Source organism: Micromonospora sp. NPDC050417 (assembly GCF_044458865.1).
In the GTDB taxonomy this organism is placed as follows: domain Bacteria; phylum Actinomycetota; class Actinomycetes; order Mycobacteriales; family Micromonosporaceae; genus Micromonospora_G.
In genome coordinates this window covers 35,389-61,860 of sequence record NZ_JBITIH010000017.1, presented here as the reverse complement: position 1 = coordinate 61,860, position 26,472 = coordinate 35,389, and the positions used below count along the sequence as shown (strand labels likewise).

Genomic DNA, 26,472 nt, shown 5'->3' with positions numbered 1-26,472 from the left:
CCGCCGACCTTCGAATGATCAAATCATTAATTACGAAGAAATCTTGACAGTCGCCGGACCCAGATGCAACCTTCTGACTCACACCGTTTACAGGACCGACACACCGCGACCTGTCACGCACCGTGTCGTTGAGGAAGGGACACACCCCCGTGAACGACTTCGATCCGAGTCGTCGCCGGTTCCTTGGGCACGTCGGCCTGGCCGGCCTCGGCGTGCTCGGAGCGGGCAGCCTGGTCGGCTGCGCCAGCTCCGCCAGCAGCCCCAGCGGAAGCGGTAACAGCGCCATCACCCTCCAGTCGAACCTCTCCTCCCCGCAGGCGAAGGTCGCGATGGAGAAGATCATTGAGAACTTCAACAAGCAGGGCAAGGGCGCCGCGAGCCTCAACACGGTCGCGTCCGAGACCTTCCGCACCCAACTGCCGACGTACCTGACCTCGGCGAACCCGCCGGACCTCTACACCTGGTACGCAGGCTCGGTGGCGAACGACTACGCCAGCAAGAACCTGCTGCTGGACGTCTCCGACGTGTGGCAGGGCATGGCCGACTACCCCGAGTCGCTGCGCACCCTCTCCACCGACACGACCGGCAAGAAGGTCTTCGTGCCGATGAACAACTACTGGTGGGGCTTCTTCTACCGCAAGTCGAACTTCGCCAAGTGGGGCGTGCAGGAGCCGAAGAACTGGGCCGAGTTCGTCACGCTCTGCCAGACCCTGCAGGGCAAGGGCATCCCGCCGATCGGCATCGGACTCGGCGACACCCCCTGGGTCGCCTCGGCCTGGTTCGACTACCTGAACATCCGGATCAACGGCGCGCCGTTCCACCGCGAACTGCTCGCCGGCAAGCAGCGCTTCGACGACCCGAAGGTCAAGGCCGTCTTCACCAAGTGGCGCGAGGTGCTGCCGTACTTCGACCCGAAGGGCAAGGCGTACCCGTTCCAGGAGGCGACCACCGCGCTCCTGGCAGGCAAGACCGGCATGTTCCTGATCGGCACCTTCTTCGCCGACGCCGCCCCCAAGGACGCCCTCGGCGACCTGGACTTCTTCCAGTTCCCGATCATCGACCCGGCGGTGCCGCTGGCCGAGGAGGCCCCCACCGACGGCTTCTTCGCCAGTGCCAAGTCGGCGAACCCGGCCGGCACCAAGGCGCTCCTCACCTACCTGGCCTCGGTCGAGGCGCAGGAGGCGTACGTCGCCGCCAGCGCCGGCATCGTGCTGCCGGCGAACCCGAAGGCGAAGGCGTCGGACTCGCCGCTGGTCGCCAAGGGCAAGGCGATGCTGGAGAGCGCACAGGAGCTGACCCAGTTCTTCAACCGCGACTCCAGCGACGCGCTCCAGCCGACCGCGGACACCGCGCTGACCAAGTTCATCGACAAGCCCGACCAGATCGACGCGATCCTGCGCGAATGGCAGGCTGGGGCTGAGAAGGTCTTCAAGGGCTGATGACTTCCGTCGACGAGCGGGTGCTGGCGACGGAGCCGTCGGCACCCGCCAACACCCGCCCGGGGCGGCGACGGGGCAAGCCCCTGTCGCCGCTGCTGGTGGCCTTCGTACTCGTACCCTTCGCGGTCGAGAGCATCTGGGTGTTCTGGCCCGCGTTGCAGGGGTTCTGGTTCTCCCTGACCCGGTGGGACGGCCTCGAACCGCCCACGTACATCGGCTTCGACAACTACGCGGAGTTGGCCGGGGACGCGACCTTCCGGGGCGCGCTGGTCAACACGGTGCTGTGGCTGGTGCTCTTCGGTGGCCTCTCGGTCATCGGCGGCTTCGGGATGGCGTTGATCCTGCAGCGGGAACGGCGGGGGGTCGGCTTCTACCGGGCCGCGCTCTTCACCCCGGTGGTCTTCTCCCTGGTGGTGACCGCACTGGTCTGGCGGGTCTTCTACCAGCCGGACGGGGTCGCCGACGAACTGCTGCGCGCGGTCGGCCTGGAACACCTGATCCGGCCCTGGCTCGCCGACCCGGAGACCGCGCTCTACGCGGTGATCCTGCCCGCCCTGTGGCGGCAGATCGGCTACGTCATGGTGCTCTACCTGGCCGGGCTCAAGGCGATCGACCCCGCGCTGCACGAGGCGGCCAAAATGGACGGTGCCAACAACTGGCAGCGGCTGCGCAACGTCACCATCCCCCAGCTCAAGGGGGTCAACGCGGTGGTGCTCTCGGTCATCGTGATCGACTCGCTCCGCTCGTTCGACATCGTCTGGTCGCTCACCAAGGGTGGGCCGTACCACTCGTCCGAACTGCTGAGCACCTACATGTACTCGACCGCGTTCCAGAGCCTGCGTCTGGGCTACGCCTCCGCGATCGCCGTGGTCATCTTCGTGCTCGCGCTCGCGGTGATCCTCGGCTACCTGGTACGCGCGTTCCGGGAGGACGCATGATCCGCGCATTAAGGACCGGCACGTTCCACCTGGGCATGGGCCTGCTGTCCCTGCTCTGGCTCGCCCCGATCCTCTGGGTCGTGATCATGTCGACGCGTACGTTCGACGACATCGCCGCGAACGGGGTCGGCAGCCTGCCACACTCGTTCACGCTGGACACGTACAGCCAGGCATGGACCGACGGCGGGGAGCTCCGCGCCCTGATCAACAGCATGCTGGTCACCGTGCCCTCGGTCGCGCTCAGTCTGGTCCTCGCCGCACTGGCCGCGTTCGCGCTCAGCCGTTACCGGATTCCCGGGCGCCGCACGATCCTGCTGCTCATGCTCGCCGGAAACCTGCTGCCGCCGCAGATCCTGCTCATTCCCGTGAGCAAGTTCAGTGAGCTGACCGGGACCTTCGACACCCTGTACGCGCTGATCGCGGTCCAGGTCGGCTTCGGTCTCGGTTTCTACACCTTCGTCCTGCACGGGTTCATGCGGGACCTGCCGAACGAGATCCAGGAGGCGGCGACCATCGACGGCGCCGGCCCCGGACAGATCTTCGCCCGGGTGATCCTGCCGCTGACCCGGCCGGCGCTCGCCGCGCTCGGCGCACTCTCCTTCACCTGGATCTTCAACGACCTGCTCTGGGCGATCACCGTGCTCCGTACGGACGACAACATGCCGGTCACCCCCGCCCTGTTGGCGCTCCAGGGCCAGTTCGTCTCGTCCTGGAACGTCATCGCGGCCGGCACGGTGATCGCGGCCGTGCCGACCCTGCTGGTGTTCCTGCGCTTCCAGCGCCACTTCGTGTCCGGCCTCGCGATCGGAGCCGTCAAGTAATGAACCGGAATGAGTGGGCACGGCCGTGGAGACAGCGGGAGATCCAGCCATGAACCGGAATGAGTGGGTACGGCCGTGGAGACAGCGGGAGATCCAGCCATGAACCGGAATGAGTGGGCCGGGCGCTCCTGGACGCTGCGCGGGGCCCGCACCGAATACACGGTCGCGGTCCCGGCACACGGGCGCTGGCTGGAACTGGTCGCCTGGGGACCGCACGGGGTGAGCGACGGCCCCTCCCCGGTCAGCTACGACGGGCCGACCCCGTTCCTCACCTCGGGCGACAGCGCACCGGTCGAGTACGGCACCGACGCCGCCCGCCCCTTCGCGGGGCCGGACCTGGTGGTCGAGACGGCCACCGGGGACCGGCGTGTCTCCTGGGACTACCAGGAGGCCACCGGTGACGAGCATCGGCTCGCGGTCACCTTCGCCGACCCGGTCAGCGGGCTGCGCACGGTGGTCCACTACGAGATTCCGGCCGGCACGGACGTGGTACGCCGCTGGGTCGAACTGACCAACACCGGTGACGCCGTACTGCGGGTGGTCCGGGCCGGCTCGGCCGGATTCTGCGTACCGACCCCGCACGGCGCCCGGCTCAGCTACCAGTGGGGCCAGTGGGCGCAGGAGTTCCAACTCGACCACGTCGACCTCGGACACGGAAACTTCACCGTCGGCAGTTCCCAGGGCGTGCCCGGCCACCTCTACGTACCCTGGCTCGCGATCCGCGACCAGGCCGAGCCAGTAGGCGCGACCTGGGGTGTGGCGCTGGCCTGGACCGGATCGTGGGAGATCACCGCCGAGCGGGACACCGGCGGCCTCACCCGGGTACGCGTCGGCCGTCACCTACCCGACGGCCCGCTGGACCTGCCCGCCGGAGCGAGCCTCAGCCTGCCGGTCGCGGTCGGCGCGTACAGCCCGGACGGGCTGGACGGGCTGGCCCGGGTCTGGCACCAGTACCAGCGGCAACTCGCGGGTGAGCGGCTCAATCCGCGACCGGTCCTCTACAACTCGTGGGAGGCCACCTACTTCTCCGTCGACGCGGAGAACCAGCTCGCGCTCGCCCGGATCGCGGCCGAACTCGGCGTGGAAACCTTCGTGGTCGACGACGGCTGGTTCGTGGGCCGACCCGACGACCACGGCGGACTCGGCGACTGGACCCCCGACCCGGCCAAGTTTCCCGCCGGCTTCGACGCTTTCATCGCCGAGGTACGCGCCCTCGGGCTCAACTTCGGACTCTGGGTCGAACCGGAGTGTGTCAGTCCGCGCTCGACGCTCTACGCCGAGCATCCGGACTGGGTGTACGCGATCGAGGGGCGCCCGATCACCCCGATCCGCAACCAGTACCTGCTCGACCTGGGCCGGCCCGAGGTGGCCGAGTTCGTTCACTCCACCGTGGACGGACTGCTACGCCAGCACGACATCAGCTATCTCAAGTGGGACTTCAACCGGCCGCGTACGGAGCCGGGCCGGGGCACGGGCTCCCAGGTGCCCGTCGCGGGCCGGGTCGACCTCGACGGGGCGCACGTGGCGAACCTGCACCGCATCTACGAGAACCTGCGACGGGACCACCCGCACGTGGTGATCGAGGCGTGTGCCGGTGGTGGCGCGCGTACCGACCTGGCGATGGCGGCCCGGTCCGATGTCTTCTGGCCCAGTGACAACACCGGCCCGCTGGACCGGCTGGCGATCCAGTACGGCTTTCTCCACGCCAACGCGCCGCACCTGCTCAGCTCCTGGGTGACCGACGCGCCCGGCCTCTTCGACCCGCGCCCCCGGTCGCTGGCGTTCCGGTTCGTGCTGGCGATGGCCGGTGTGCTCGGGATCGGGGCGGACATCCGGCACTGGAGCCCTCAGGATCGGGCCGAGGCGGCCACCTGGATCGCCCGGTACAAGGAGATCCGCGAAATCATCGTGCACGGCACCGTGCACCTGATCGGCGGCCCGGACCAGTCCCGGTGCGCCGTGCAGTACACCGCACCGGACGCGGCGAGCGTCGTGGTCCTGGCCTGGCACACCGGCCGGCTCGACGGCGCCGGACTGCTGCCGTCGCGCCCGGTCCGGCTGCCCCTGCACGGGCTCGACCCGGTCGCCACGTACCGGGGCGGCGAACACCGCTACTCCGGCAGCCACCTGCAAGCGGTGGGTCTGCCGGTGCACTGGACCGCCACCCACGATGCGGAGCTGATCGTCCTGCACCGCATCTGACACCGGGGTGAGGAAGGGCCCCCTGTTATACCAAATGCGATAACAGGGGGCCCTTCCTTACGTCCACGGGCCCGAGGACGTCGGTGGCGCTCGGCGGTTCGGTCCGGGCAAACGCAACTTCCGCCGGGTTCCGTAGCGTCCGCCGACGAACGTGAGCCAGACGCGCGTTCGTCGGTGATCAGGACGAGGGGCATGAGGCGGCCCGGTTCCGTGGAAATATCGGGGAAAATCGGGCCACCGCTCTCGGCGCGTCCCTTGAGGATTGCCCGAATAGAGACCATTATAGGTGGTTTGGAATGCCATTCGGCCAGGAACCCGCGACGTTCCGTCGAACAAGTCGTTGGTACGGGTGAATCGGCTCACGCCACGAGGCGATCGATGGCATGAGCGCCTAGCGTCCGGAACGGCCCCCATTGCGGCCGGAACACTTCCATACCGCAACGCCCGGTACTTCGGGCCCGTGGCCGGCACCTTCGGCCACCCCGCCCGAGATACGCATGTGAGCACCGGGCCGACATTGGAGCGATCCTGAACGTACGGCATCCGCTGCACCGATTCGCGGCTGGTACCACCGTCCTGACCGTCACCGCCCTCTGGCTACCGCCGGCAGCCATCGGGGCCCGACCTGATCCAGAACCCGCGAGTGTCGGGGCCAGTGTGGCCCCGCAGGCCGCGACCGAGGCCCGACAACTCGCCGCCGAACGCGCCGACCGGGCGCACCGGCAACCCATGATTCCGCCGGCACTTCCCGCCACACCGCCCACGGCGACGACGCCACCGAAGGCGAAAGCGACGCCAGCGGAGAAGAAGGCAAAGGCGCCTACCGGGGATACGTCCACCAGGTCGACGAGTCCCGGCACCGCACCGGCGCGGAAGAAGTCCACCAGTACCCCGAAGCCGGGGAGCACCGTCAAGCCCCCGTCCGGCGCAGCCGGCACGGTTGTCTCGTACGCGCTCGCCCAGGTTGGCAAGCGGTACGTCTACGGCGCGTCCGGCCCGAACAGTTTCGACTGCAGCGGTCTGGTCCAGGCGAGCTACGCCCGGGTCGGAGTCAAGCTGCCGCACCAGAGCGGGGCCATCGCCAGTCGTGGCCGAAGGGTCCCGGCCGGGCAGTGGAAGCCCGGTGACGTCATCCACACACCCGGCCACGTCGCCATCTACCTGGGCAACAACAAGATGGTCGCGGCCACCAAACCCAGCACGGGCGTACGGGTCGACACGGTTCGCGGCGGAACCGCGTACCGGTTCCTGTAGCACCGACCCCGGCCGCCAGCACCGGCCGCGCCACGCACACTCCACAGAGCCGGGATCGCCTGGTCGCCGATGGCGGCCACCGGTAGGACAACCCGAAACACCGCACCGGATGGTGCCTGGGGCGATGCTGCCCCAGGCACCATCTGCGTATCCCGGATCGGCACCACTCGCGGGTGGAACCGGTGGTCCCTCGGTACGACCACAAAGACCACAACAAACTCCGCGACCGCAACCGTGACCGGCATCACTTCGACCGGAACCATCTACGCAACCCAGTGGAAACGCTGCGGCAACAAGATGCCCATCCCGGTCGAGGAGATAGCGATGACAGAGGTTCGCGGCACGGCGGGACTCCGATCCCGTAGCGGCCCGTTCGGGCGGACAGCAGGCGCCCGACGCCGCGCCGCCGCGCTGGTCTGCGTACCGCTGCTGGCCCTCGGGGCCGGCGGATGCGCCAAGGACGACACGGGCTCCGGCTCCGGCGGCACGGCGAAGTACCCCACGACCACCATCGAACTGATGGCCCCGGCCGCTCCCGGCGGGGGTTGGGACAGCACCGCCCGCGCACTACAGAAGACGCTCACCGACAGCAAGTTGGTCACCGAGTCGGTCGAGGTCTACAACGTGCCCGGTGCCGGCGGCACCCTCGGCCTCTCCCAACTCGTCACCAAGAACAAGGGCGACTCGCACCAGCTCATGGTGACCGGCCTGGTGATGATCGGCGGCGTGGTGACCAACAAGTCGCCGGTCAAGCTCAGCCAGGTCACGCCGATCGCGACACTCACCGCCGAACAGGAGGTGATCGTGGTCCCGGCCAACTCGAAGTACACCAGCCTGCAACAGCTCATGACGGACGCCAAGGCGAACCCCTCCTCGATCAACTGGGGCGGCGGCTCGGCCGGCGGCACCGACCAGATCCTGGTCGGCCTGCTCGCGAAGGCGGCCGGCGCCGACCCCAAGGCGATGAAGTACGTGGCCTACTCCGGAGGCGGCGAGTCCAAGGCCGCGCTCCTCTCCGGTGACCTGACCGCAGCCGTCTCCGGTGCCAGCGAATACTCCGACCTGGTGGCGGCCGGCAAGCTGCGGGCACTCGCGGTCTCCGGCAGCACCGGCATCGACGTCGGCGCCGGCAAGCCGACCCCGACGATCAAGGAATCCGGGTACGACGTCGAGCTGATGAACTGGCGCGGCCTGGTGGCGCCGCCCGGCATCAAGGACGGCGAACGGGCCGCCATCATCAAGCTCGTCGACGACCTGCACTCCTCGGCCCAGTGGAAGCAGACCCTGACCGAGCAGAAGTGGGAAGACTTCTACCGCAGCGGAGACGAGGCGAAGGCGTACTTCGAGAGCGAGAACGACCGGATCACCGACGTGCTCAGCGAGATCGGCCTGGCCGATTGATGACCGCGCCGACCACTGACACCACGGGGGAGGTCGACCCACGGGTCGCCCTCCCCCGGGCACCGTGGGGACCCCGGATCCTCGGTCTCGTACTGCTGCTCGCCGGGGCGTTCCTCTGCTGGACGGCGTACGACTCCGCCGACGGCGACTTCTCCGCCGAGGGGCCGTGGCTGGCGCCGTTGGTGGTGACCGCCGGCTGGGTGGTGCTGGCCGCCTGGTACCTGGTCAGTCAGCTCGTCCGGACCAGCCCGCCGACCGAGCCGGTCGACCCGAGCGAGGCCACCGCGCCGACCGGGGCCACTGAGGCCGTCGAGGGTTCGGAGCCGGCTCAGGACCCGGAGCCGGCCGAGGGTTCGGAGCCGGACGCGCCCGTACAGTGGCTCACCCCGGCACTGCTCGGCGCGGCGCTGCTCGGCTACGTCCTCGTCCTCGAACCGCTCGGTTTCGTGCTCGCCTCGGCGGTCTTCTTCGTCGCCTCGGCCCGCATCCTGGGGAGCCGCCGCCCGATCCGTGACGTGCTGGTGGCGGTGCCCTTGGTCGTCGCCATCCACCTCGGCTTCACCCAACTGCTGGAGATCTCACTGCCCGCCGGAGTGATGCCACTGTGAACGTCTTCGGCGACCTGTTGAGCGGCTTCGGCACCGTGCTGGAGCCGCAGTACCTGCTCTACGCCGCGATCGGGGTGACACTCGGTACGTTCGTCGGCGTACTGCCCGGCATCGGGCCCGCGCTGACCATCGCCCTGCTGCTGCCGGTGACCTTCAACCTGGACGACCCCATCGGCACGTTCATCATGTTCGCCGGCATCTACTACGGCGCCATGTACGGCGGGTCGACCACCAGCATCCTGCTGAACACCCCGGGAGAATCCGCCTCGGTCGCGACCGCGATCGAGGGCTACCAGATGGCCCGACGGGGCCGGGCCCGAGCGGCACTGGCGACGGCGGCGATCGGCTCGTTCGTCGCCGGCACCATCTCCACCCTGCTGCTCACCCTCTTCGCCCGGCCGGTCGCCGCGCTGGCGGTCGAGTTCCGGGCGGCGGACTACTTCGCCCTGGCCCTGCTCGCCATGGTCGCCGTCACCGCGCTGGTCGGCCGTTCCCTGGTACGCGGGCTGATCTCACTGAGCCTCGGACTCTTCCTCGGTCTGGTCGGCCTGGACGGTCTCACCGGTCAGGCCCGGTTCAGCTTCGGCACGCTGGAGCTGCTCGACGGGATCGACGTCGTAGTGATCATCGTCGGGTTGTTCGCCATCGGCGAGACGCTCTACGTGGCCAGCCGGCTTCGTCAACTCCCCGAACACGTCACACCGCTCGAACCGGCGCGGGGCGGATTCGGCTGGCTGAGCCGACAGGACTGGGCCCGGTCGTGGCGGCCCTGGCTGCGCGGAACAGCGGTGGGTTTCCCCTTCGGTGCGCTCCCCTCCGGCGGGGCCGACATCCCCACCTTCCTGTCCTACACGTACGAACGGCACCGCTCGAAGAACAGGGCGGAGTTCGGCAAGGGCGCGATCGAGGGAGTGGCCGGTCCGGAGGCGGCGAACAACGCGGCCTTCTCCGGCGTACTCGTGCCGCTGTTGACCCTGGGCATTCCGACCTCGGCCACGGCGGCGGTGATGCTGGCCGCGTTCCAGATCTTCAACCTGCAACCCGGTCCGCAACTGTTCGACAAGTCACCGGAGCTGGTCTGGGCGCTGATCGCGTCGCTCTACGTCGGCAACGTGCTGCTGTTGGCGCTGAACCTGCCGCTGATCCGGCTCTGGGTGAAGGTGCTCCAGATCCCCCGACCGGTCCTGTACGCGGGCATCCTGGTCTTCGCCACCCTCGGCGTGTACGCCGCCTCGGCCGACGTCAACCAGGTGCTGATCGCGTACGGGATCGGGGTGCTCGGCTTCTTCATGCGGCACTACGACTTCCCGATCGCACCGGTCGTCCTCGGCGCGATCCTCGGTCCGATGATGGAGTTGCAGTTCCGCCGCACCCTGGTGCTCAGCAACGGGGAGCTGAGCGTCTTCGTCACCCGGCCGCTCACCGCCGTACTGCTCTCGCTGGTGGTGTTGGCGGTGCTGGTGCCGTACCTGCCGAGGATCGTGGCGCGGTTGCGTGGCCGGTCCGCCGCGTCGACCCAGCGGCTCGCCTTCGGCGAGGACGACTGAACCACGACTCAGCGCGAGTTCAGGCTCCGCCGGTCCACCGGTAACGATGTTCCGGTCGGCCGGCGGAGCCGTACCGCAGGCTCACCTCGGCCTTGCCCGCCCCGACGAAATGCTCCAGGTAGCGCCGGGTGCTGACGCGGGAAAGGCCGACACGGTCGGCGCACTCGGTCGCGGAGAGGTCGCCGTCGGCGGCGCGCAGCGCCTGTGCGACGAGGTCCGCGGTGGGCCGGGTCAACCCCTTCGGGAAGTCGGTCGGGGCCGGCCGCAGCGCCACGAAGAGCCGGTCGACGTCGTCCTGCGCCACCTCGCGGGAGCCGGAGAGTCCCTGGTGGGCGACGGCGTACCGCTCCAGCCGGTCGCGGAGCGCGTCGAAACCGAACGGCTTGATCAGGTAGTGCACCACGCCGCTGCGCAACGCGGTCCGGATGGTGTTCACGTCCCGAGCCGCCGTGACCGCCAGTACGTCCACCACCGCCTCACCCTCCCGCAACCGGCGCAGCACCTCCAACCCGGACAGGTCCGGCAGGTAGATGTCGAGCAGCACCAGGTCCGGTCGGAGCCGCTCCACCTCGGCGAGCGCCTCCTCACCGCTGTGTGCCACCCCGGCGACGGTGAAGCCGGGGACGCGGGAGACGAAGCCGCACTGCACCTTCGCGACCATGAAGTCGTCGTCGACGACCAGCACCCGGATCATGCCGACGCCGCCCCGGCCAACGGCAGCCGGGCCTGGAACGAGGAGCCGCGTACCTCGACACTGCCGCCCCGGTGCTGGCAGATCAACCGGATCAGCGCCAGACCGAGGCCGTGGTGTCCGAGGGCCTCGTCCTTGGTGCTGTAGCCCTGCCGGAACACCTCCTCACGCAGCTCCGGCGGCACACCCGCCCCGGAGTCGGTGACGGTGACCCGCACCTCGCCGTCGCCGGCCCGTACCCCCACCTCCACCCGGTCACCCGGACCGATCGCGTCGAGGGCGTTGTCGACCAGGTTGCCGACCACGGTGACCAGGTCACCGGCGAGCCGTTCGTCGACCGTCGGCAGGTCCGAGTCGGCCGCGATGACCAGTTGCACCCCCTGCTCGGCGGCGAGACTCGCCTTCGCGATCAGGAGCGCGGCCAGCGCCGGATCCCGGATCAGCGCGGTCACGTCCCGGTTGAGCGCCTCGTGCACCTGGCTGGCCCGGGTGATGTACCGGACCACCTCGTCGTGCTCTCCGAGTTCGACCAGGCCCGCGATGGTGTGCAACCGGTTGCTGAACTCGTGCGCCTGCGCTCGCAGCGTGTCCGTGGTGTGTCGGCTGACGTCGAGTTCGCGGCGCAGGGCGGTCAGCTCGGTCCGGTCCCGCAGCGTCGTCACCGAACCGACCCGACGACCACGTACCAGCACCGGACGGCGGTTGAGCACCAACACCCGGTCGTCGCTGAGCACGATCTGGTCCACCCCGCTGACCCGGCCGGTGAGCACGTCACGCAGCCGGGATTCCATCGGCTGGGCGTGCAGCGACTGGCCGACCGGCGAGGCGGGCAGGCCGAGCAGGCGTACCGCCTCGTCGTTGACCAGGGTGACCCGGTCGGCGGCGTCGGTGCCGAGGACGCCCTCCTTGATGCCGTGCAGCATCGCCTCCCGGTGCTCGACCAGGCCGGTGATCTCGTCCGGTTCCAGGCCGAGCGTCTGCCGCTTCACCCGGCGGGCCAGCAGCAGCGACCCGGCCACCCCGAGCACCCCACCCAGCAGCAGATACGTGAGCAGGTTGGTCAACCCGGCGGCGAGCTGTTCGGGCAGCGTGGGGTAGATGTCGCCAACCACGATCAGGCCGAGGAACCGGCCGTCCCGCTCGTCCAGCACCGGCACGTGCGCGACCAGCGCCTTCGACCCGTCGTCGACCAGACCGACCCAGGAACGGCCAGCGAGTCCGTCGCTGTCGCCGAGGACCGCCGGCGCCCCCGCGTCCGGGCCGGTGACGAGCCTGCCGGTGGCGTCGGCGATCAGGACGTACGAGGCGCCGGAGACCGCCCGCGCGCTCTCCGCCACCGCGGCCAGCGCCTCCTGCCCGGTGGGGTCGCCGAGGCCCAGCCGCACCGTACGGTTGATCGCCGCGTTCTCCCCCACCGACCGCAGCCGAGCGCCCTCGTCGCGCCGGAACGCCGCGTCGGCCTCGGCGATCGAGACCGCCGCGACCGCGCCGACGACGAGCAGCACGATGCCGAGCTGCAGCAGCAGGAACTGTCCGGCCAGGGACATCCGCTGACGCATCGCTCCTCCTCTGCCAGGGGTACGACCGCGTCGGACCCGGGTGGGGATGGTGGGAAGCGTCCGCCTGACCGGCGCCGACGTCAACCGCAAACTACCCGAGCCCTGGCTGATGACAAGTGGCCGCCGGGCGAGCAGGATCGGCGAATACCGCGAGGGAGGAGGGACCGGGGATGCGACCGCCGCGCCGCGCCGTCATGGTCGGCCTCGCCCTGCTGGTCGTCCTGCCGGGCTGCGCACCCGGACGCCCAGCGGACGAGTTGACCGAGGTGCGGGTGCTGGTGCCGAACGCGCCCGGCAGTGGTTACGACGTCACCGCGCGGATCGCGGCCAAGGCCCTTGAGGACGCCGACGTGATCCGGGGCGTGGAGGTGTTCAACCTGCCGGGCGCCGGTGGTGTGGTCGGTCTGCGCCGGCTCGGTTACGAACGCGGCAACGGACGGCTGATGATGTTGATGGGGCTCGGGGTGGTCGGCAGCCAGTATGCCCAGAGCGCCCCGGTGACCTTGCAGGACACCACACCGATCGCCCGGCTGATCGAGGAACCGGCGATTGTGGTGGTCACCCGCGACTCCCCGTACCGCGACCTGACCGAACTGATCACTGCGTGGCGGGCGGACCCGGGCGCCGTACCGGTCGGCGGGGGTTCCTCGGCCGGCGGCCCGGACCACCTGGCACCGATGCTGGTCGCGGACGCGGTCGGCATCCGGCCACGGGACGTCGTCTACCGGCAGTACGACGGCGGAGGCGACCTGCTCGCCGCGATCCTGCACCACCAGGTCGCGTTCGGCGTTTCCGGGCGGAGCGAGTACGCCGACCAGATCGACTCCGGCCAGTTGCGGGTCCTCGCCGTCACCAGCGCGCGGCGGATCCCCGGCATCCTCGCCCCCACCCTTCGCGAACAGCGGGTCGACGTGGTGTTCAGCAACTGGCGTGGCATCGTCGCCCCTCCGGGGCTGTCCCAGAGGGACGTGACCGGGATGCGGGACGCGGTCGCCCGGTTGCACGACTCGCCCCAGTGGCAGACAGCCCTGGCCAAGTACGGCTGGACCGACGCCTACCTCGACGGGCCGGCGTTCGGTGACTTCCTGCGGGCGGAGAACGAGCGCCTGGCACATCTGCTCGGCGGACTCGGGCTCGCCGGAGCGGGCTGATCTTCGGGCGCTCGCCTATCGTGACGGAATGTCCGACCAAGACCCCGTCGTCGATTCTCCCGCCGGTCCGTCCGGCGGTCCACTGAGGGGTCTTCGGGTGGTGGAACTCGCCGGCATCGGGCCGGGTCCGTTCGCCGCGATGATGCTGGCTGACATGGGAGCGGACGTGATCCGGGTGGACCGTGCCGCCGAGGTACGCCCGGAGCGGTTCGGCACCCCCCACCCGGACCTGCTGAACCGGGGCCGCCGCTCGATCGGGGTGGACCTGAAGACCGACACCGGCCGCCGAGTCGTGCTCGATCTGGTACGCAACGCCGACGTACTGCTGGAAGGGTTTCGTCCGGGGGTGACCGAACGACTCGGCCTGGGACCGGGCGACTGCCACGCGGTGAACCCGCGTCTGGTCTACGGCCGGATGACCGGCTGGGGCCAGGACGGACCGAACGCCGCGTACGCCGGACACGACCTGACGTACCTGGCGCCGACCGGGATCCTGCACGCGATCGGACGGGCCGACGAGCGACCGGTGCCGCCGCTGAACCTGGTCGGCGACTTCGGTGGGGGCGGACTGATGCTCGCCTTCGGCGTGGTCTGCGCCCTGCTCGACGTACGGGCGGGTGGAGCCGGACAGGTGGTCGACGCCGCCATCGTGGACGGCGCCGCGGTGCTCTCCACCGCCCTGCACGGTCTGCGTCGGCTCGGCATGTGGCCGGGCGAACGGGGCGGGAACCTACTCGACGGCGGTGCCCCCTTCTACGACACGTACGAGTGCGCCGACGGCCGGTTCGTGGCGGTCGGGGCGCTGGAGCCACGCTTCTACGCCGAACTGGTGAACCTGACCGGATTCGAGCCACCCACGGGTGGTGGCGCGGACCGGTTCGACCCACGGCGCTGGGCGGTCGACCGGGCCGCCTGGGCGGAACTGTTCCGCACTCGTACCAGGGACGAGTGGGCCGCCCTGCTGGAGCGGAGCGACGCCTGCGTCGCTCCGGTGCTGGACTGGGACGAGGCGCCGGACCATCCGCACCTGCGTGCGCGGGGGGTCTTCGTCGACCACGCCGGTGCCGTCCAGCCCGCTCCGGCCCCCCGGTTCAGTGGTACGCCGGCCGCGATCCGCCGCCCGCCGCCGCAGCCGGGCGAGCACACGGACGAGATCCTGGCCGAACTCGGCCGCTCGGACAGCGACATCGCGGGACTACGCCGGGGCGAGGCCGTCGCCTGACGCGCGTGGCGGCGCGGTGCTGGTTACGCCAACGGCACGGCGGTGCCGGTCACCGCGATTCCGGTGTGCGGGTCGGCGGGGATGCCAACCGTGAGCACACTCGGTCTCCCGAGGTCGACGCCCTGATGGACGGTGATCAGCGCCGGCACCGTGACCAGGCCCCGTTCGCGCAGGTAGCCGCCGAACGCGGCGGCAGCGGCACCGGTGGCCGGGTCCTCGACGACCCCGCCCGGCGGGAACGGGTTGCGCGCGTGGAAGACGTCCGGGGACTCCCGCCAGACCAGGTCGACGGTGGTCCAGTCGCGGCGTGCCATCAGCGCGGCCAGCGCCGGCAGGTCGTAGTCCAGGTCGGCGAGTCGCGCCCGGGTCGCCGCCGCGATCACCGGGTGCCACGCTCCGGCGTACGCCACCCGTGGCGGCAGTGCCGGATCGAGATCAGCCGTACGCCAGCCGAGGGCCGCGAGCAGTTCGGTGAGATCGGCGTCGCCGATCGGTTCGGTACGCGGCGCGACGCTGGTCAACGTCGCGGTCGTCGTGCCGTCCGGAGTGACCGCGGTGGTCACCTCCACCTGCCCGGCCCGGGTGTGCAGGCGCATCCGGCCGGCGCCGTGGCGCTGGGCGTACGCGGCGGCGGTGGCGATGGTGGCGTGCCCGCAGAAGGGAACCTCGGCGAGCGGGCTGAAGTAGCGGACGTCGAACTCGGCGTCGCCGGCCGGGATCAGGAACGCTGTCTCGGAGTAGCCCACCTCGGCCGCGATCCGGAGCATGTCGGCGTCGTCCACGCCGGAGGCGTCCAGGACGACGCCGGCCGGGTTCCCGCCGCTCGGGTCCGTGCTGAAGGCGGCGTACCGAAGGATCTCCATGGTCGCGACCCTACGCGGGGGCCGGATGACCGACGACAGCCAATGGCGGCGAACTGGCCCGGCCGGTGACTCCCCTCGGTGAGCGAGCCATAACCGCTGGTCGGGGCGCCACCGGGGGTGAGCCCGAGAATGCTTCATTTTCACTCATCCGACACACCGGAGACGACGCCTCGATTGTTGACAAACTTCAACCTATCGGGGGCCATCGGTGATCAGTCCCATCCGATGCCGGCGGTCGCCGGACGACGACCACGGGCAGGCTGATCACGATCATGAGTCAACCCCAACGCCCCACCCACAGGCACCCTCCCCGGACCGTGGTGACATCCACCCCACGGCAGTCGGAATCCCACCGCGCCAGCCTGCGGCCGTCGGCATCCCACCGCGTCAGCCCTCCTTCCCTACCGCTCTGCGTCAGCCCACACCCGCTACCGCGCGATGTTCGGTTCGGACGGCACCACGATGGCAGTTCTCGCCGCACCCCAAAGGAGAGACACCATGCGGCTGATCATCTTCAACACCCTGATGGGCGTATGCGCCGGCACCGCACTGCTCCTCGTACCGCGCTTCTGGGCCGCGGTCCGGGGCGAACGGCCGCCGTTCCTTCTGCTGGGTAACCAACCGGTCAGTGCCAGCGGCTGGGCCGCCACCTTCGGCATCCTCGGCGTGGTCCTCACCTCGCTCGGCTTCGTCACCACCGTCTGGCACCCCTCGTCCCCCGCCAAGGACTACATCGACACCATCTTCGGCGAACCGACGCTGCTGCTCGGCGTCATCCTGCTCGCCGCCGCCTGGTACCTGGGACGACGCCCCGACGGCGAGGAACTGGAGCCGGCGGCGCTTCGGGCGGTGCTCACCCCGGTGAGCTGGGTGGTGTTCTGGCTCGGCGTCATCCTGGTCTGGTGCACCCTGGCCATCATCCGGTTCAACGTCGTCGGCTCCGCCCCGAAGGAAGAACCGATCACCGGGCTGCTGCACGACTGGCCGATGCTGGAGAACCTCTTCTTCGCCTTGGTGCTGTACGCCCCGGCGGCAATAGGCTGTCTGCTCTTCCCCGCCGCCGTACGCGGCCGGGGCCGAGCGGCCTGGCTCGTCCTCTACTGGTCCTGGACCATCGCCGGACTGGGGTTCGCCCTGTTCAGTGCGATGAACTTCTACACCCACACCGGCATGTTCATCAACATGGGTACGGAAGGGCCCGACTACCGCTGGTGAACCGTGCGGGCACCACACGGTGACGCTGACCGCCGAGGCCCGGGTCCGCCGAGTTGGCAGGCCCGACCGAGTGGACGCGGGCGGCCACGCCTGATCGGTGGAGATAGCTGATCTAGGCTGGCCCGGTCCGGGTCGGAATATCCGGCCCAAGGTACGGCGAACGCGCGGAAATCGGGAGCCACCATGTACGACACGATGCTGGCGGAGACGGTCACCATCACCGGGGCGGACGGCGATGAGATCGAGGCTTATCTGGCCCGGCCGATGGGCCCCGGCCCGTACGGCGCGGTGGTGGTGATCCACCACATGCCCGGGTACGACGAGGCGACGAAGGAGATCACTCGTCGCTTCGCCCACCACGGTTACCTGGCCATCTGCCCCAACCTGTACAGCCGGGAGGCACCCGGGGCGAGCCACGACGACGCGGCAGCCGCTGCCCGCGCGAACGGGGGTGTGCCGGACGTCCGGTTGGTCGGTGACGTGGCCGGCGCTGCCGCGTACCTGCGTGGGATCCCGTCGAGCAACGGCAAGGTCGGCGTGATCGGCTACTGCTCGGGCGGTCGGCAGACGTTCCTCGCCGCCTGCCAGTTGCCGCTCGACGCAGCGGTCGACTGCTACGGCGCGTTCGTCGTCGGTACGCCCCCGGCGGGCATGCCGGCCACCTTCCAGCCGCTGATCGGGATGGCCGACCAGCTCTCCGCCCCACTGCTCGGGCTCTTCGGGGCGGACGACCAGTACCCCTCCCCGGAGCAGACCGCCGAGTTGGAGCGGGAGCTGACCCGGTTGGGCAAGACGTTCGAGTTCCACACCTACGAGGACGCCGGTCACGCCTTCTTCGCCGTCGACCGGCCCAGCTACCGGCCGCAGGCGGCGGTCGAGGGCTGGCAGCAGATCCTCACCTGGTTCGACCGCTACCTGAGCGCCTGAGGAGCCGGACATGTGCACCTATGTCACCGAGAAGATCGAGATCGACGGCAGCGGCAAGGGTCCGGCGGGCTGGTTCGGGTTGACCGGCGCCACGGTCTACGTCGACCACCCCCAGCACGCCCCGTACGAGCACACGGTGAACATCGACCTGATCAATCCGGCCGCCGGTCCGGGTGCCCGGGTGGCCGTGGAGCTGACCGAGGAGTCGGCCCTCGCGCTGATCGCCGCGATCCAGGCCGCGCTCGCCAGCGCCCCGCCCGGCCTGGCCAGCGCCGCGCCCCGCGTGTCCTGAACCTCGGGAAAGGTCGGATCCGGTGCGCCGGAGCTGGTAAACGCGGACAGTAAGCTTGCCCGCAGGCAGAAGGTGGCCCGGCCAGGGTGATCTTCACCGCCGGAGTGACCTCCGTCGCTCCGACCAGCTCCGGCACCGGCGGATCCCGCCGAGGGAGTGGGCATGGTCGACGGATGGCCACCGGCGGCCGGTGGCAGACCCCGCCGTCGCGCCGCTCCGCCCCGGGGCCCGGCCACGCCGCCGCGACCCGACTGATCCGAACTGATGAGGACCCGGTGACCCAGACTGCCGACAGCACCGCACAGGATCCGACGGCCCCGGCCGTTCCCCTCTCCGCGCAGACCGGACCGTACTTCGGGCGGTTCGGTGGGCGATTCGTGCCCGAGGCGCTGATCGCGGCGCTGGAGGAGCTGGACAGCGCATACCAGGCGGCGCTGGTGGATCCCGAGTTCATCGCCCAGCTCGAAGGGCTGCACCGCAGCTACTCGGGGCGCCCGAGCATCCTCACCGAGGCACCCCGGTTCGCCGAACACGCCGGTGGCGCCCGGATCATCCTCAAGCGCGAGGATCTCAACCACACCGGATCCCACAAGATAAACAACGTCCTCGGCCAGGCCCTGCTGACCGTACGGATGGGCAAGACCCGGGTGATCGCCGAGACCGGCGCCGGACAGCACGGGGTCGCCACCGCGACCGCCGCCGCGCTGCTCGGGCTCGAAGCGGTGATCTACATGGGCGAGGAGGACACCCGCCGGCAGGCCCTGAACGTGGCCCGGATGCGACTGCTCGGCGCCACCGTCGTCCCGGTGACCGCCGGTTCGCGCACCCTCAAGGACGCGATGAACGAGGCCATGCGGGACTGGGTCACCAACGTGCACGACACCCACTACCTGATCGGCTCGGTGGCCGGGCCACACCCGTTCCCCTCGATGGTGCGCGACTTCCAGAAGATCATCGGGATCGAGGCCCGGCAGCAGGTGCTCGACCTGGTCGGGCGGCTACCGGACGTGATCTGCGCCTGCGTCGGCGGCGGGTCGAACGCGATCGGGATCTTCCAGGCGTTCCTCGACGACACCGGGGTCGAGCTGGTCGGGCTCGAAGCGGGCGGGGACGGGATCGACACCGGACGGCACGCGGCGGCGATCAGCGGCGGCGCGCCCGGCGTACTGCACGGCAGCCGTTCCTTCATCCTCCAGGACGAATTCGGTCAGACGGTGGAGAGCCACTCGATCTCGGCCGGACTGGACTACCCCGGCGTCGGGCCGGGGCACTCCTGGCTGCACGAGATCGGTCGGGGGCGCTACGAGCCGGTGGACGACGCCGACGCGATGGAGGCATTCCTACTGCTCTCCCGTACCGAGGGGATCATCCCGGCGATCGAGAGTGCACACGCGCTCGCCGGTGCGATCCGCGAAGGCCGCCGGCTCGGCCCGGACGGCGTCATCCTGGTCAACCTCTCCGGTCGCGGTGACAAGGACGTCGACACCGCTGCCCGCTACTTCGGCCTGCTGGACGACGCGCCCGCGTCGACCGCCACCTCCGCGCCGGCTCAGGCCGCCGACGCGGCGCACGGAGAGGACGTGACCAAGTGACGGTCCGTACGACTATCGAGAAGGCGCGGGCCGAAGGCCGAGCGGCGTTGATCGGTTACCTGCCGGTCGGTTTCCCGGACGTCGAGACCTCCGTCGCCGCGATGCGGGCAATGGTCGCCGGTGGCGTGGACATCGTCGAGGTCGGCCTGCCGTACTCCGATCCCCTGATGGACGGTCCGGTGATCCAGCGGGCGACCGAGGCGGCGCTCGCCGCCGGAACCCGCACCGCGGACGCCTTCACCGCCGTCCGCGGTGTGGTCGACGCGGGCGCACCGGCGCTGGTGATGACCTACTGGAACCTGGTCGACCGGTACGGCGTGGACCGGTTCGCCGCCGACCTGGCCGCCGCCGGGGGCTCCGGACTGATCACCCCGGACCTGATCCCGGACGAGGCCGCACCCTGGCAGACCGCCTCCGACGCGCACGACCTGGACCGGGTCTATCTGGTGGCGCTCACCTCCACGCCGCAGCGACTGGAGCTGACCGCGAACGCCTCCCGTGGATTCGTCTACGCCGCCTCGCTGATGGGCGTGACCGGGGAACGCGCCTCGGTCGGCGGTGGCGCCAAGGGCCTGGTCGAGCGGGTGAAGGCGGTCAGCGACGTACCGGTCTGTGTCGGCCTCGGGGTGAGCAACGGCACGCAGGCCGCGCAGGTCGCCGCCTTCGCCGACGGCGTGATCGTCGGCTCGGCCTTCGTCCGCGCCCTGCTCGACGCCCCCGATCGCCAGTCCGGTCTGGCGGCGGTGGAGGCGATCGCCCGTGACCTGGCCGAGGGCGTCCGCTCCGCCTGATCCCCCCGTTCCCCGGCGATCTGCTTCCTAGCACAAGGGGGCAGGAGGGCGGAGGAACTCTTCGCTGGCGGCTTCGACACGTCGCGACGCGGATCGCGACGTGTCGGCGCCGGCCGGCAGGAACGGCAGTCGTACGGCAGGGGTCGGGATACGACCCTGCGCGTGCAGGACCGCCTTGACCACGGTGGGATTGGGCTCGGCGAACATCGCGTTCGACATCATGGCAAGGCGGTGACCGAGCGCCCGACCCCGAATGGCGTCGTCAGCTCGCCAGGCATCGATCATTTCGACGAAGCGTGTTGTGCCAAAGTGCGCCGAGGCCAGGATGCCGCCCTGCGCGCCGAGTGCCAGCAGGGGCGAGATGAGCACGTCGTCCCCACCGAGCACCGCGAAGCCGGACGGTGGGTCGGCGAGCAGCGCGACGACGGTGGAGTCGATCCCGCCGGCCGCGTACTTGACGCCGACCACACCGTCAAGGGCAGCCAGCCGTACGAGGGTGTCGGTGCGCAGACACTGTCCGGTCCGGTACGGCACGTGGTAGACGACGAGCGGAACCGAACTGGCCTCGGCGAGTGCCGCGAAATGCGCGACCACTCCCGCCTCCCCGGGGCGGAGAAACGGCGGCACCAGGCTCAGCGCCGCGGTGACCTCCGGCCGTCCGTCAAGGGCCCGTACCTGCTCGACCGTGTTCGCGCCGACCAGCAACTGAGCCGAATGCTCGCCGCAGACGCGGGCGATCACGTCGACAACGGCGCGCTGCTCGATCGCGCTCAACGACGTGGGTTCCGCGGTGGTGCCGAGCGCCACGACGCCTGAGGCGCCGGCATCCAGCACCTCGTGGGCCAGGGCCTCCAACGCGGGGAGGGCGATCGCCCCGGTGCGGTCGAACGGCGTGACCAGGGGGACGTACAGACCGGTGAGTGTCATGGTCACAGCGTCTGGCAAGCAGACATGTAAGGTCCAGTTCACGTTACTTGACGAAACCGTAAGCTTTACTGATGCTCGACGTACGCCGGCTGCGACTGCTCTCCGACCTCGCCCGCCTCGGCACCATCGCCGCAGTCGCCCAGGCGCACACGTACACGCCGTCGGCGGTCTCCCAGCAACTGTCCGCACTGGAACGGGAGGCGGGCGTACCGCTGCTGGAACGCACCGGCCGTCGGGTTGCCCTCACTCCGGCCGGCCGGGTTCTTGTCGAACACGCCGGTACGGTTCTTGCCGCCCTGGAACGGACCACGGCCGCGCTCGCCGCCGTGGCCACCGGACTGTCCGGCCCGCTGCGGATCGGCGCCTTCCCGAGCGCGGTGCGTACGCTCCTGCCGTCGACGCTCGTCGCACTCGGCCGGCAACATCCCGGGCTTGAGCTGATGGTGACCGAACTGGACCCGGTCGCGGTTCCGGCGGCCCTACGAGAGCGCCAACTCGACGTCGGACTGCTGCACGACTACGACGTTGTCCCGGTCAAGCCGGACCCGATGCTGGACACGGTGTCCTTGTTGGACGAAACGGTGTTCCTCGCCGTACCCGACACCGCGCCGACCATCGGGCGCGTCGACCCGCTGCCGGACGTCCAGGACGCCGCGTGGATCATGGCGAGTTCGGGCACCCTCTGCCACACCGTCACGCTGCATGTCTGCCGTTCGGCCGGTTTCACGCCCCGGGCGCGTCACCACACCGACGACTTCGCCACCGTGCTTGCCCTGGTCGCAGCCGGTCAAGGCGTCTCGTTGGTACCCCAACTCGCCGCCGCGCACCCGCCCGTCGGCGTACGGCTGTTTCCGCTCGACACTCGGCGGCGGACCCGCGTCGCGTACCGCCGGGGTGCCGCCGCCCACCCGGCCGTCGCCGCCTTCGTGGCAGCGATCCGCGATTCCGTCGGCGCCTTCACCGACCAGGACGCCCCCGGTTCCCGACCACCCGGAGACCACGCCGCCCGGCCGCCGCGACGGATGCCCGTGACTCGTCGCACGGTTGGTCACGCTGGCGAATAGTGCGTCGCCAGGTAGGTGTGCAGCGCGGCCGAGGCATGAAGGCGGCGGAGGCTGAGTTGATGGACCTGCTCGTCGCGGCGGGACAGCTCGGCGAGGGCACGCTCCAGGCTGCCGTTGGAGCGGATCGTGGCGATGACAGAGTCGATGATCGGGAAACCGAAGCCACCGGCGCGCAGGACGGCGACGAGGTGGGCGGCGCGCTGTTCGGCCGGCTCGTAGAGGCGGTAACCGGTCGTCGGGTCCCGCTGGGGCCGTAGCAGTCCCCGACGCTCCCACAGGCGCAGAACCGGAGTGCGGACGCCGATGTCGGCGGCGACCTGGCCGATGCGGGCCCGACGCCGGGCGGCGGGGGCCGGGCGACCGGCGGTTTGGGCGAAGGCGTGGGTGGCGGCGGCGATGGTCGCGCGTTCACGGGCGAGTTCGGCGTGACTGTCGTCGACGGCGGCCAGCGCGGCGGAGAGGTTGCCCTGGTGGACGGCGGTGAGGATCGCGCGGGCGCGGGCCCATCCGTGGCCGGCCGCGAGAGCACGGGCGGTGCGCAGAGCATCGGCGTGGTGGTCGGTGAGGACCCGGTAGTTGTTGGCGGCGCGCTCGGCGGGCGGCAGGAGGCCGGTGGCCAGGTAGTTGCGCACCTGTTGCTCGGTGATCCCCGCCAACCGGGCCAGTTCCACCAGGCGCCACCGCTGCTCGCTCACCTTGCCAGCCTATTTGAGGGTTCAGAAGCTTCCACGTCGGAGGCTCTGGGTAAAAGTCTCTAATAGCAATTCAATGAGAAAATTGAACCGTGGATGCGAACGAGATGAAGCGGTACGTCTGCGAGGCGTTCGACGGCGTCAGAGCCCTCGACAGTTCCGGCGACACGTTCTTGATGTACGACCCCGACGGCGATCTCCCCGCCGAGCGCCAGTTCCCCTTCGCGACGATCGTGACCGGAGATCACTACGACAGCGTCTCCAGGCTGAACCGGCCGGACACCTACCGGCTCAACATTGGCCTGACCAAGGCCACGTACACCGGTTCGTTCGGCGCCGTACCCACCCGTCGCGACGCCGACGGTGTGCTGGAGACAGGGTTGGACTACGCGGTGGTGGACAGGCTCATGCCCCACCCGGTCTATGCCTCGCAGTACTGGGTGTGCGTGGTGAATCCGGGCACGCAGACGTGGGAGACCGTCCAGACACTGCTGACCGAGGCACACGGGTTCGCGGCCCGGAAGTACACGAACCAGCAGGGTCGGCGCGAGCAGCGACCGGAGGAGGGCAGCTAGGGGGTGGCGTAGATTTCGAGTTCGGAGAGTTGTCCGGCGGGCCAGCCGGTGTTGGCGCCGATCAGCACCCGTACGTAACGGGTGGTGGTGGCGGGCAGGGCGACGGTGACGGCGTTGCCGCTGGCCGGATTGAACGTCAGTGTGCTCGGGCCGACGACGGTGCCGAAGCTGGAGCCATTGGTGCTGCCCTGCACGGTGACGGTCTGGTTCCGGGTGCCCCAGGCCGACGAGGGAGGCAGCTTCAGCACCAGGCGACGGATCGACGTCGGTGCGCCGAGATCGACCTGCACCCACTGCGGGAACGCGTTGTTGGGGCTCTCCCAGTAGGTGTTCGGGTTGCCGTCGACCACGTTGACCGAGCCGTACGCCTGCACGTGCCCGCTCTCCGCGGTGGGTCGGTTCAGCGCCAGGTTCGTGGTGGGCGGCGGTGCGGTGTCGGTGGTGACGGCCAGCGTGTTCGACGGCGGTGAGACGTTGTTGGCGGCGTCGAGCGCGACCACGGAGAAGCTGTACGGGGTCGCCGGGCTCAGCCCGCCCACCGTGTACGACGTACCGGTCGGCGTGCCGACGACGGTCCCGCCCTGCCGGACCTGGTAACCGGTCACGCCGATGTCGTCGACCGACGCGGTCCAGGCCAACGAGACACTGGTCGCCGTCTTGGCGGTGACGGTCAGCGCGCCGGGTGCGCTGGGTGGGGTGCCCGGCTCGCTGACGACACCACCGTAGACCTCCACCTGGGACAGTTGCGCTGCTGGCCAGCCGGTGTTGGCGGAGGCGGTGAGACGCAGGTGGCGCAGGTTGGCGCTGGCGAAGTCGACGGTGACCTGGTTGCCGCTGGCGGGGTTGAACAGGTAGCCGGTCGGGCCGGCGACGGTGGTGAAGCTCGACCCGTTGGTGCTGCCCTGCACCGTCAGCGTCTGGGTACGGCTCTCCCAGCCGGCCGGCAACCGGAGTACCACCCGGTTCACCGCCGTGCTGGCACCGAGGTCGACCTGGAACCACTGCGGCAGGCTGCCACTGCTCTCCCAGTAGCTCGACGGGTTGCCGTCCACCGCGTTCGACGCCGCGTACGGACCGTTCTGGCTGCTGGCACTGGTCGGTTTGCCGGCGGCCAGGTTCACCGGTCCGGGTCCGGGGCCTCCGACGACCGGCGGAGTGGGGCGGACCGGGGTGAGGGCGAGTTGCCCCTTGAGCATCCGCCCACCGTCGGCGGTGATCCGCAGGTAGTAGTCGGAGGAGCAGGCGACGCCGTCCTCGTCGAGGGGGCGGATCCCGGTGCCGGCCGGCACCCACGCGGCGGTCTCGGCGGTCTTGGCGATCTGGTTTCCCTCGTTGTACTCGTCGAACATGGAGACGTAGAGTCCCTGCGCGCCGAGCCGCACCATGTTGTAGAGGTGTCGCCAGTAGAAGTCACCGTGGTAGCGGTGTCCGGAGGAGAGGTCGCCGGGCATGACGCAGGGCTGGTAGTCGATTCCCCGGGCGTTGCAGTCGGCCTGGTCGGGGACGTTGACGTTGGTGTAGAAGGAGTCCAGCCCGTCGAGGGTGCCGGTCCGCCCCACCATCCACGGCGAGATCATGTTGAAGGCGTGGTAGACGTCGAGGAAACCGGGTCGGGAGTCGTTGACGCCGGTACGCCAGTAGGTCGGCACGCCGCCGATGACGTAGCAGCCCTGTGCCTTGAACCAGTTGACCACCTCAAGGCAGGGTGCCGGGGCGAACGGGCGTCCCGGGTCGTCGAAGCCGAAGCCCCAGATGCAGACGACCGGCTTGCCGTTCTGTCGGGCGTACGCCGGTGAGGTGGTGTACGCGGACATCTTGGTGGTCCAGTCGGTCTTGAGCTCGTTCTGCATCGCCGTCCAGCTCGTGACGTCGTACATGATGTAGAACTTGCGGCCGAACCGTTCCGCCGCGCTGCGGACCTTGACAGCCATGGCGTCGCGGGTCGGGCCCTCGTCGCCGAACGGGTTGAAGCGTTGCAGTGCGGCGGTGTCGCAGCCGTGTTCCTGCATCCACCGGAAGTGGGTGTCGACGGTCTGCTGGTCGTACGAGGAGAAGAGGGTCGCCGGCTGGCCGTTGCCGAGGTTCGGGTACGAGGTGGTGTATCCCCGGGTGTACTCGCGCATGTCCGGCCAGGAGACGATCGTGGTGTTGCTGGGCGAGGGCGGCTGGAAGCGGTCTCGGCTCCAGTGCCACCAGCCGCCGATCGGGGCTCCGTCGCCGGGCGCGGAGAACCATCCCTGGTAGCCCACGGAGATCTTGCCGACCACGTCGCCGGGCGGGCTCGCCGCGTGCACCGGGCGGGCGGCGAGCAGCTCCGAAGTGGAGACTGCGGCGAGCGCCGAACCGGCCACGACCGACGAGATGAAGCTGCGACGGGAGACGGCCATGGGTGCTTCCCCTTTCGGGACGGAGCGGGGTGCGGCCATCGTGCCAGCTTCCTTCACATGACCGCAATACTCCGATCGATGTCTGAAACATTTGGACCGATGGGGGCAAAATCTCGACCCTGGTCGAGTGGCCGCTCAGCCGACAACTTCTCCGGGGATCGCCGGGACGATCTCCGTGAATATTTACCAACATCTTGTTTCTTCGCCATGATGCTCGTAACCTGCGATAAACATCGGATGCCTACCAGCTCTGGCTAGGCGGAATGTTCGAGATACGGGCAGTCGCGGTCCCACCGTGCGCGATAGCTCGGATG

The 26,472-nt window shown here is 69.8% G+C and carries 23 protein-coding genes; 17 read left to right on the top strand and 6 right to left on the bottom strand.

All coding sequences use genetic code 11. The features are described 5' to 3' along the window. Positions 1 to 149 precede the first annotated feature (149 nt). The 8 genes from ACIBF5_RS21980 (at position 150) to ACIBF5_RS21945 (ending at position 10,210) form a co-directional block, all read left to right on the top strand. Positions 150 to 1,439, top strand: coding sequence for an ABC transporter substrate-binding protein (locus ACIBF5_RS21980; protein WP_396814437.1), 1,290 nt, complete (start codon positions 150 to 152; stop codon positions 1,437 to 1,439). Then, positions 1,439 to 2,377: a carbohydrate ABC transporter permease gene (locus ACIBF5_RS21975; RefSeq protein ID WP_396814435.1), complete on the top strand. Its 939-nt coding sequence runs from the start codon at positions 1,439 to 1,441 to the stop codon at positions 2,375 to 2,377. Before ACIBF5_RS21980 ends, ACIBF5_RS21975 begins: the two co-directional genes overlap by 1 nt. Continuing rightward, entirely contained in the window at positions 2,374 to 3,198 is an 825-nt protein-coding gene (locus ACIBF5_RS21970) for a carbohydrate ABC transporter permease (RefSeq protein ID WP_121160352.1), read from the top strand. Before ACIBF5_RS21975 ends, ACIBF5_RS21970 begins: the two co-directional genes overlap by 4 nt. 99 nt (positions 3,199 to 3,297) lie before the next feature. Beyond that, positions 3,298 to 5,400: an alpha-galactosidase gene (locus tag ACIBF5_RS21965; protein ID WP_396814432.1), complete on the top strand. Its 2,103-nt coding sequence runs from the start codon at positions 3,298 to 3,300 to the stop codon at positions 5,398 to 5,400. A 657-nt stretch (positions 5,401 to 6,057) separates the two neighbouring features. Beyond that, positions 6,058 to 6,654 carry a C40 family peptidase gene (locus tag ACIBF5_RS21960; protein WP_396814430.1) on the top strand — a complete coding sequence of 199 codons (597 nt, stop codon included), beginning with the start codon at positions 6,058 to 6,060 and terminating at the stop codon, positions 6,652 to 6,654. A 324-nt stretch (positions 6,655 to 6,978) separates the two neighbouring features. After that, a complete protein-coding gene (locus tag ACIBF5_RS21955) occupies positions 6,979 to 8,055 on the top strand; it encodes a Bug family tripartite tricarboxylate transporter substrate binding protein (protein ID WP_396814428.1) in 1,077 nt (358 codons plus the stop codon). Next, positions 8,055 to 8,663, top strand: coding sequence for a tripartite tricarboxylate transporter TctB family protein (locus tag ACIBF5_RS21950; protein ID WP_396814426.1), 609 nt, complete (start codon positions 8,055 to 8,057; stop codon positions 8,661 to 8,663). Before ACIBF5_RS21955 ends, ACIBF5_RS21950 begins: the two co-directional genes overlap by 1 nt. Further along, positions 8,660 to 10,210, top strand: a complete 1,551-nt coding sequence (locus tag ACIBF5_RS21945) for a tripartite tricarboxylate transporter permease (protein WP_396814424.1) — start codon at positions 8,660 to 8,662, stop codon at positions 10,208 to 10,210. Before ACIBF5_RS21950 ends, ACIBF5_RS21945 begins: the two co-directional genes overlap by 4 nt. 19 nt (positions 10,211 to 10,229) lie before the next feature. On the opposite strand, the gene ACIBF5_RS21940 is transcribed toward ACIBF5_RS21945, so the two are convergent. Together ACIBF5_RS21940 and ACIBF5_RS21935 are read right to left on the bottom strand one after the other, a co-directional pair. Continuing rightward, positions 10,230 to 10,904 (bottom strand): response regulator, encoded by a 675-nt coding sequence (locus ACIBF5_RS21940; protein WP_396814422.1) that lies wholly within the window; start codon positions 10,902 to 10,904, stop codon positions 10,230 to 10,232. Next, positions 10,901 to 12,460, bottom strand: a complete 1,560-nt coding sequence (locus ACIBF5_RS21935) for an ATP-binding protein (protein WP_396814420.1) — start codon at positions 12,458 to 12,460, stop codon at positions 10,901 to 10,903. The genes ACIBF5_RS21940 and ACIBF5_RS21935 overlap by 4 nt, the downstream gene beginning before the upstream one ends. Positions 12,461 to 12,630: 170 nt before the next feature. Between ACIBF5_RS21935 and ACIBF5_RS21930 the strand changes: the two genes are divergently transcribed. Together ACIBF5_RS21930 and ACIBF5_RS21925 are read left to right on the top strand one after the other, a co-directional pair. Further along, positions 12,631 to 13,611, top strand: a complete 981-nt coding sequence (locus tag ACIBF5_RS21930) for a Bug family tripartite tricarboxylate transporter substrate binding protein (protein ID WP_396814418.1) — start codon at positions 12,631 to 12,633, stop codon at positions 13,609 to 13,611. A gap of 28 nt (positions 13,612 to 13,639) precedes the next feature. Further along, on the top strand, positions 13,640 to 14,833 hold the full coding sequence (locus ACIBF5_RS21925; RefSeq protein WP_396814416.1) for a CaiB/BaiF CoA transferase family protein: 1,194 nt from the start codon (positions 13,640 to 13,642) through the stop codon (positions 14,831 to 14,833). A 23-nt stretch (positions 14,834 to 14,856) separates the two neighbouring features. Here the strand turns inward: ACIBF5_RS21925 and ACIBF5_RS21920 are convergent, their stop codons facing one another. Beyond that, positions 14,857 to 15,696 carry a PhzF family phenazine biosynthesis protein gene (locus ACIBF5_RS21920; protein WP_396814414.1) on the bottom strand — a complete coding sequence of 280 codons (840 nt, stop codon included), beginning with the start codon at positions 15,694 to 15,696 and terminating at the stop codon, positions 14,857 to 14,859. Positions 15,697 to 16,194: 498 nt separating this feature from the next. On the opposite strand from ACIBF5_RS21920, the gene ACIBF5_RS21915 reads away from it, so the two are divergent. From ACIBF5_RS21915 to trpA, 5 genes are all read left to right on the top strand, one after another. Next, on the top strand, positions 16,195 to 16,911 hold the full coding sequence (locus ACIBF5_RS21915; protein ID WP_396814412.1) for a DUF981 family protein: 717 nt from the start codon (positions 16,195 to 16,197) through the stop codon (positions 16,909 to 16,911). A 183-nt stretch (positions 16,912 to 17,094) separates the two neighbouring features. After that, the gene (locus ACIBF5_RS21910; protein WP_396814410.1) at positions 17,095 to 17,838 is read left to right on the top strand and encodes a dienelactone hydrolase family protein; all 744 of its coding nucleotides are present in this window, start codon (positions 17,095 to 17,097) and stop codon (positions 17,836 to 17,838) included. Positions 17,839 to 17,848: 10 nt separating this feature from the next. After that, complete coding sequence (locus tag ACIBF5_RS21905; protein ID WP_396814408.1) at positions 17,849 to 18,130, top strand: DUF6295 family protein; 282 nt, start codon at positions 17,849 to 17,851, stop codon at positions 18,128 to 18,130. A gap of 377 nt (positions 18,131 to 18,507) precedes the next feature. After that, complete coding sequence (trpB, locus tag ACIBF5_RS21900) at positions 18,508 to 19,722, top strand: tryptophan synthase subunit beta (RefSeq protein ID WP_396814608.1); 1,215 nt, start codon at positions 18,508 to 18,510, stop codon at positions 19,720 to 19,722. Further along, positions 19,719 to 20,513: a tryptophan synthase subunit alpha gene (gene trpA / locus ACIBF5_RS21895; protein ID WP_396814406.1), complete on the top strand. Its 795-nt coding sequence runs from the start codon at positions 19,719 to 19,721 to the stop codon at positions 20,511 to 20,513. Before trpB ends, trpA begins: the two co-directional genes overlap by 4 nt. Before the next feature lie 27 nt (positions 20,514 to 20,540). On the opposite strand, the gene ACIBF5_RS21890 is transcribed toward trpA, so the two are convergent. Beyond that, entirely contained in the window at positions 20,541 to 21,440 is a 900-nt protein-coding gene (locus ACIBF5_RS21890) for a dihydrodipicolinate synthase family protein (protein ID WP_396814404.1), read from the bottom strand. A 71-nt stretch (positions 21,441 to 21,511) separates the two neighbouring features. On the opposite strand from ACIBF5_RS21890, the gene ACIBF5_RS21885 reads away from it, so the two are divergent. Continuing rightward, positions 21,512 to 22,504: a LysR family transcriptional regulator gene (locus ACIBF5_RS21885; RefSeq protein ID WP_396814402.1), complete on the top strand. Its 993-nt coding sequence runs from the start codon at positions 21,512 to 21,514 to the stop codon at positions 22,502 to 22,504. Here the strand turns inward: ACIBF5_RS21885 and ACIBF5_RS21880 are convergent. Further along, complete coding sequence (locus ACIBF5_RS21880; RefSeq protein WP_396814400.1) at positions 22,489 to 23,199, bottom strand: MerR family transcriptional regulator; 711 nt, start codon at positions 23,197 to 23,199, stop codon at positions 22,489 to 22,491. The genes ACIBF5_RS21885 and ACIBF5_RS21880 overlap by 16 nt on opposite strands. Positions 23,200 to 23,288: 89 nt before the next feature. On the opposite strand from ACIBF5_RS21880, the gene ACIBF5_RS21875 reads away from it, so the two are divergent. After that, a complete protein-coding gene (locus ACIBF5_RS21875) occupies positions 23,289 to 23,771 on the top strand; it encodes a DUF6194 family protein (protein WP_396814398.1) in 483 nt (160 codons plus the stop codon). Here ACIBF5_RS21875 and ACIBF5_RS21870 read toward each other — a convergent pair. After that, entirely contained in the window at positions 23,768 to 26,158 is a 2,391-nt protein-coding gene (locus ACIBF5_RS21870) for a discoidin domain-containing protein (protein WP_396814396.1), read from the bottom strand. The genes ACIBF5_RS21875 and ACIBF5_RS21870 overlap by 4 nt on opposite strands. Between the last annotated feature and the right edge of the window lie 314 nt (positions 26,159 to 26,472).

What these genes read in the sequence shown, in the direction of transcription:
- ACIBF5_RS21890 (WP_396814404.1), bottom strand. Translation starts at nt 21,440, where the DNA reads ATGACACTCACCGGTCTGTACGTCCCCCTGGTCACGCCGTTCGACCGC.
- ACIBF5_RS21970 (WP_121160352.1), top strand. Translation starts at nt 2,374, where the DNA reads ATGATCCGCGCATTAAGGACCGGCACGTTCCACCTGGGCATGGGCCTG.
- ACIBF5_RS21925 (WP_396814416.1), top strand. Translation starts at nt 13,640, where the DNA reads ATGTCCGACCAAGACCCCGTCGTCGATTCTCCCGCCGGTCCGTCCGGC.
- ACIBF5_RS21930 (WP_396814418.1), top strand. Translation starts at nt 12,631, where the DNA reads ATGCGACCGCCGCGCCGCGCCGTCATGGTCGGCCTCGCCCTGCTGGTC.
- ACIBF5_RS21955 (WP_396814428.1), top strand. Translation starts at nt 6,979, where the DNA reads ATGACAGAGGTTCGCGGCACGGCGGGACTCCGATCCCGTAGCGGCCCG.
- ACIBF5_RS21950 (WP_396814426.1), top strand. Translation starts at nt 8,055, where the DNA reads ATGACCGCGCCGACCACTGACACCACGGGGGAGGTCGACCCACGGGTC.
- ACIBF5_RS21910 (WP_396814410.1), top strand. Translation starts at nt 17,095, where the DNA reads ATGTACGACACGATGCTGGCGGAGACGGTCACCATCACCGGGGCGGAC.
- ACIBF5_RS21915 (WP_396814412.1), top strand. Translation starts at nt 16,195, where the DNA reads ATGCGGCTGATCATCTTCAACACCCTGATGGGCGTATGCGCCGGCACC.
- ACIBF5_RS21935 (WP_396814420.1), bottom strand. Translation starts at nt 12,460, where the DNA reads ATGCGTCAGCGGATGTCCCTGGCCGGACAGTTCCTGCTGCTGCAGCTC.
- ACIBF5_RS21885 (WP_396814402.1), top strand. Translation starts at nt 21,512, where the DNA reads ATGCTCGACGTACGCCGGCTGCGACTGCTCTCCGACCTCGCCCGCCTC.
- ACIBF5_RS21940 (WP_396814422.1), bottom strand. Translation starts at nt 10,904, where the DNA reads ATGATCCGGGTGCTGGTCGTCGACGACGACTTCATGGTCGCGAAGGTG.
- ACIBF5_RS21905 (WP_396814408.1), top strand. Translation starts at nt 17,849, where the DNA reads ATGTGCACCTATGTCACCGAGAAGATCGAGATCGACGGCAGCGGCAAG.
- ACIBF5_RS21975 (WP_396814435.1), top strand. Translation starts at nt 1,439, where the DNA reads ATGACTTCCGTCGACGAGCGGGTGCTGGCGACGGAGCCGTCGGCACCC.
- ACIBF5_RS21965 (WP_396814432.1), top strand. Translation starts at nt 3,298, where the DNA reads ATGAACCGGAATGAGTGGGCCGGGCGCTCCTGGACGCTGCGCGGGGCC.
- ACIBF5_RS21920 (WP_396814414.1), bottom strand. Translation starts at nt 15,696, where the DNA reads ATGGAGATCCTTCGGTACGCCGCCTTCAGCACGGACCCGAGCGGCGGG.
- ACIBF5_RS21870 (WP_396814396.1), bottom strand. Translation starts at nt 26,158, where the DNA reads ATGGCCGTCTCCCGTCGCAGCTTCATCTCGTCGGTCGTGGCCGGTTCG.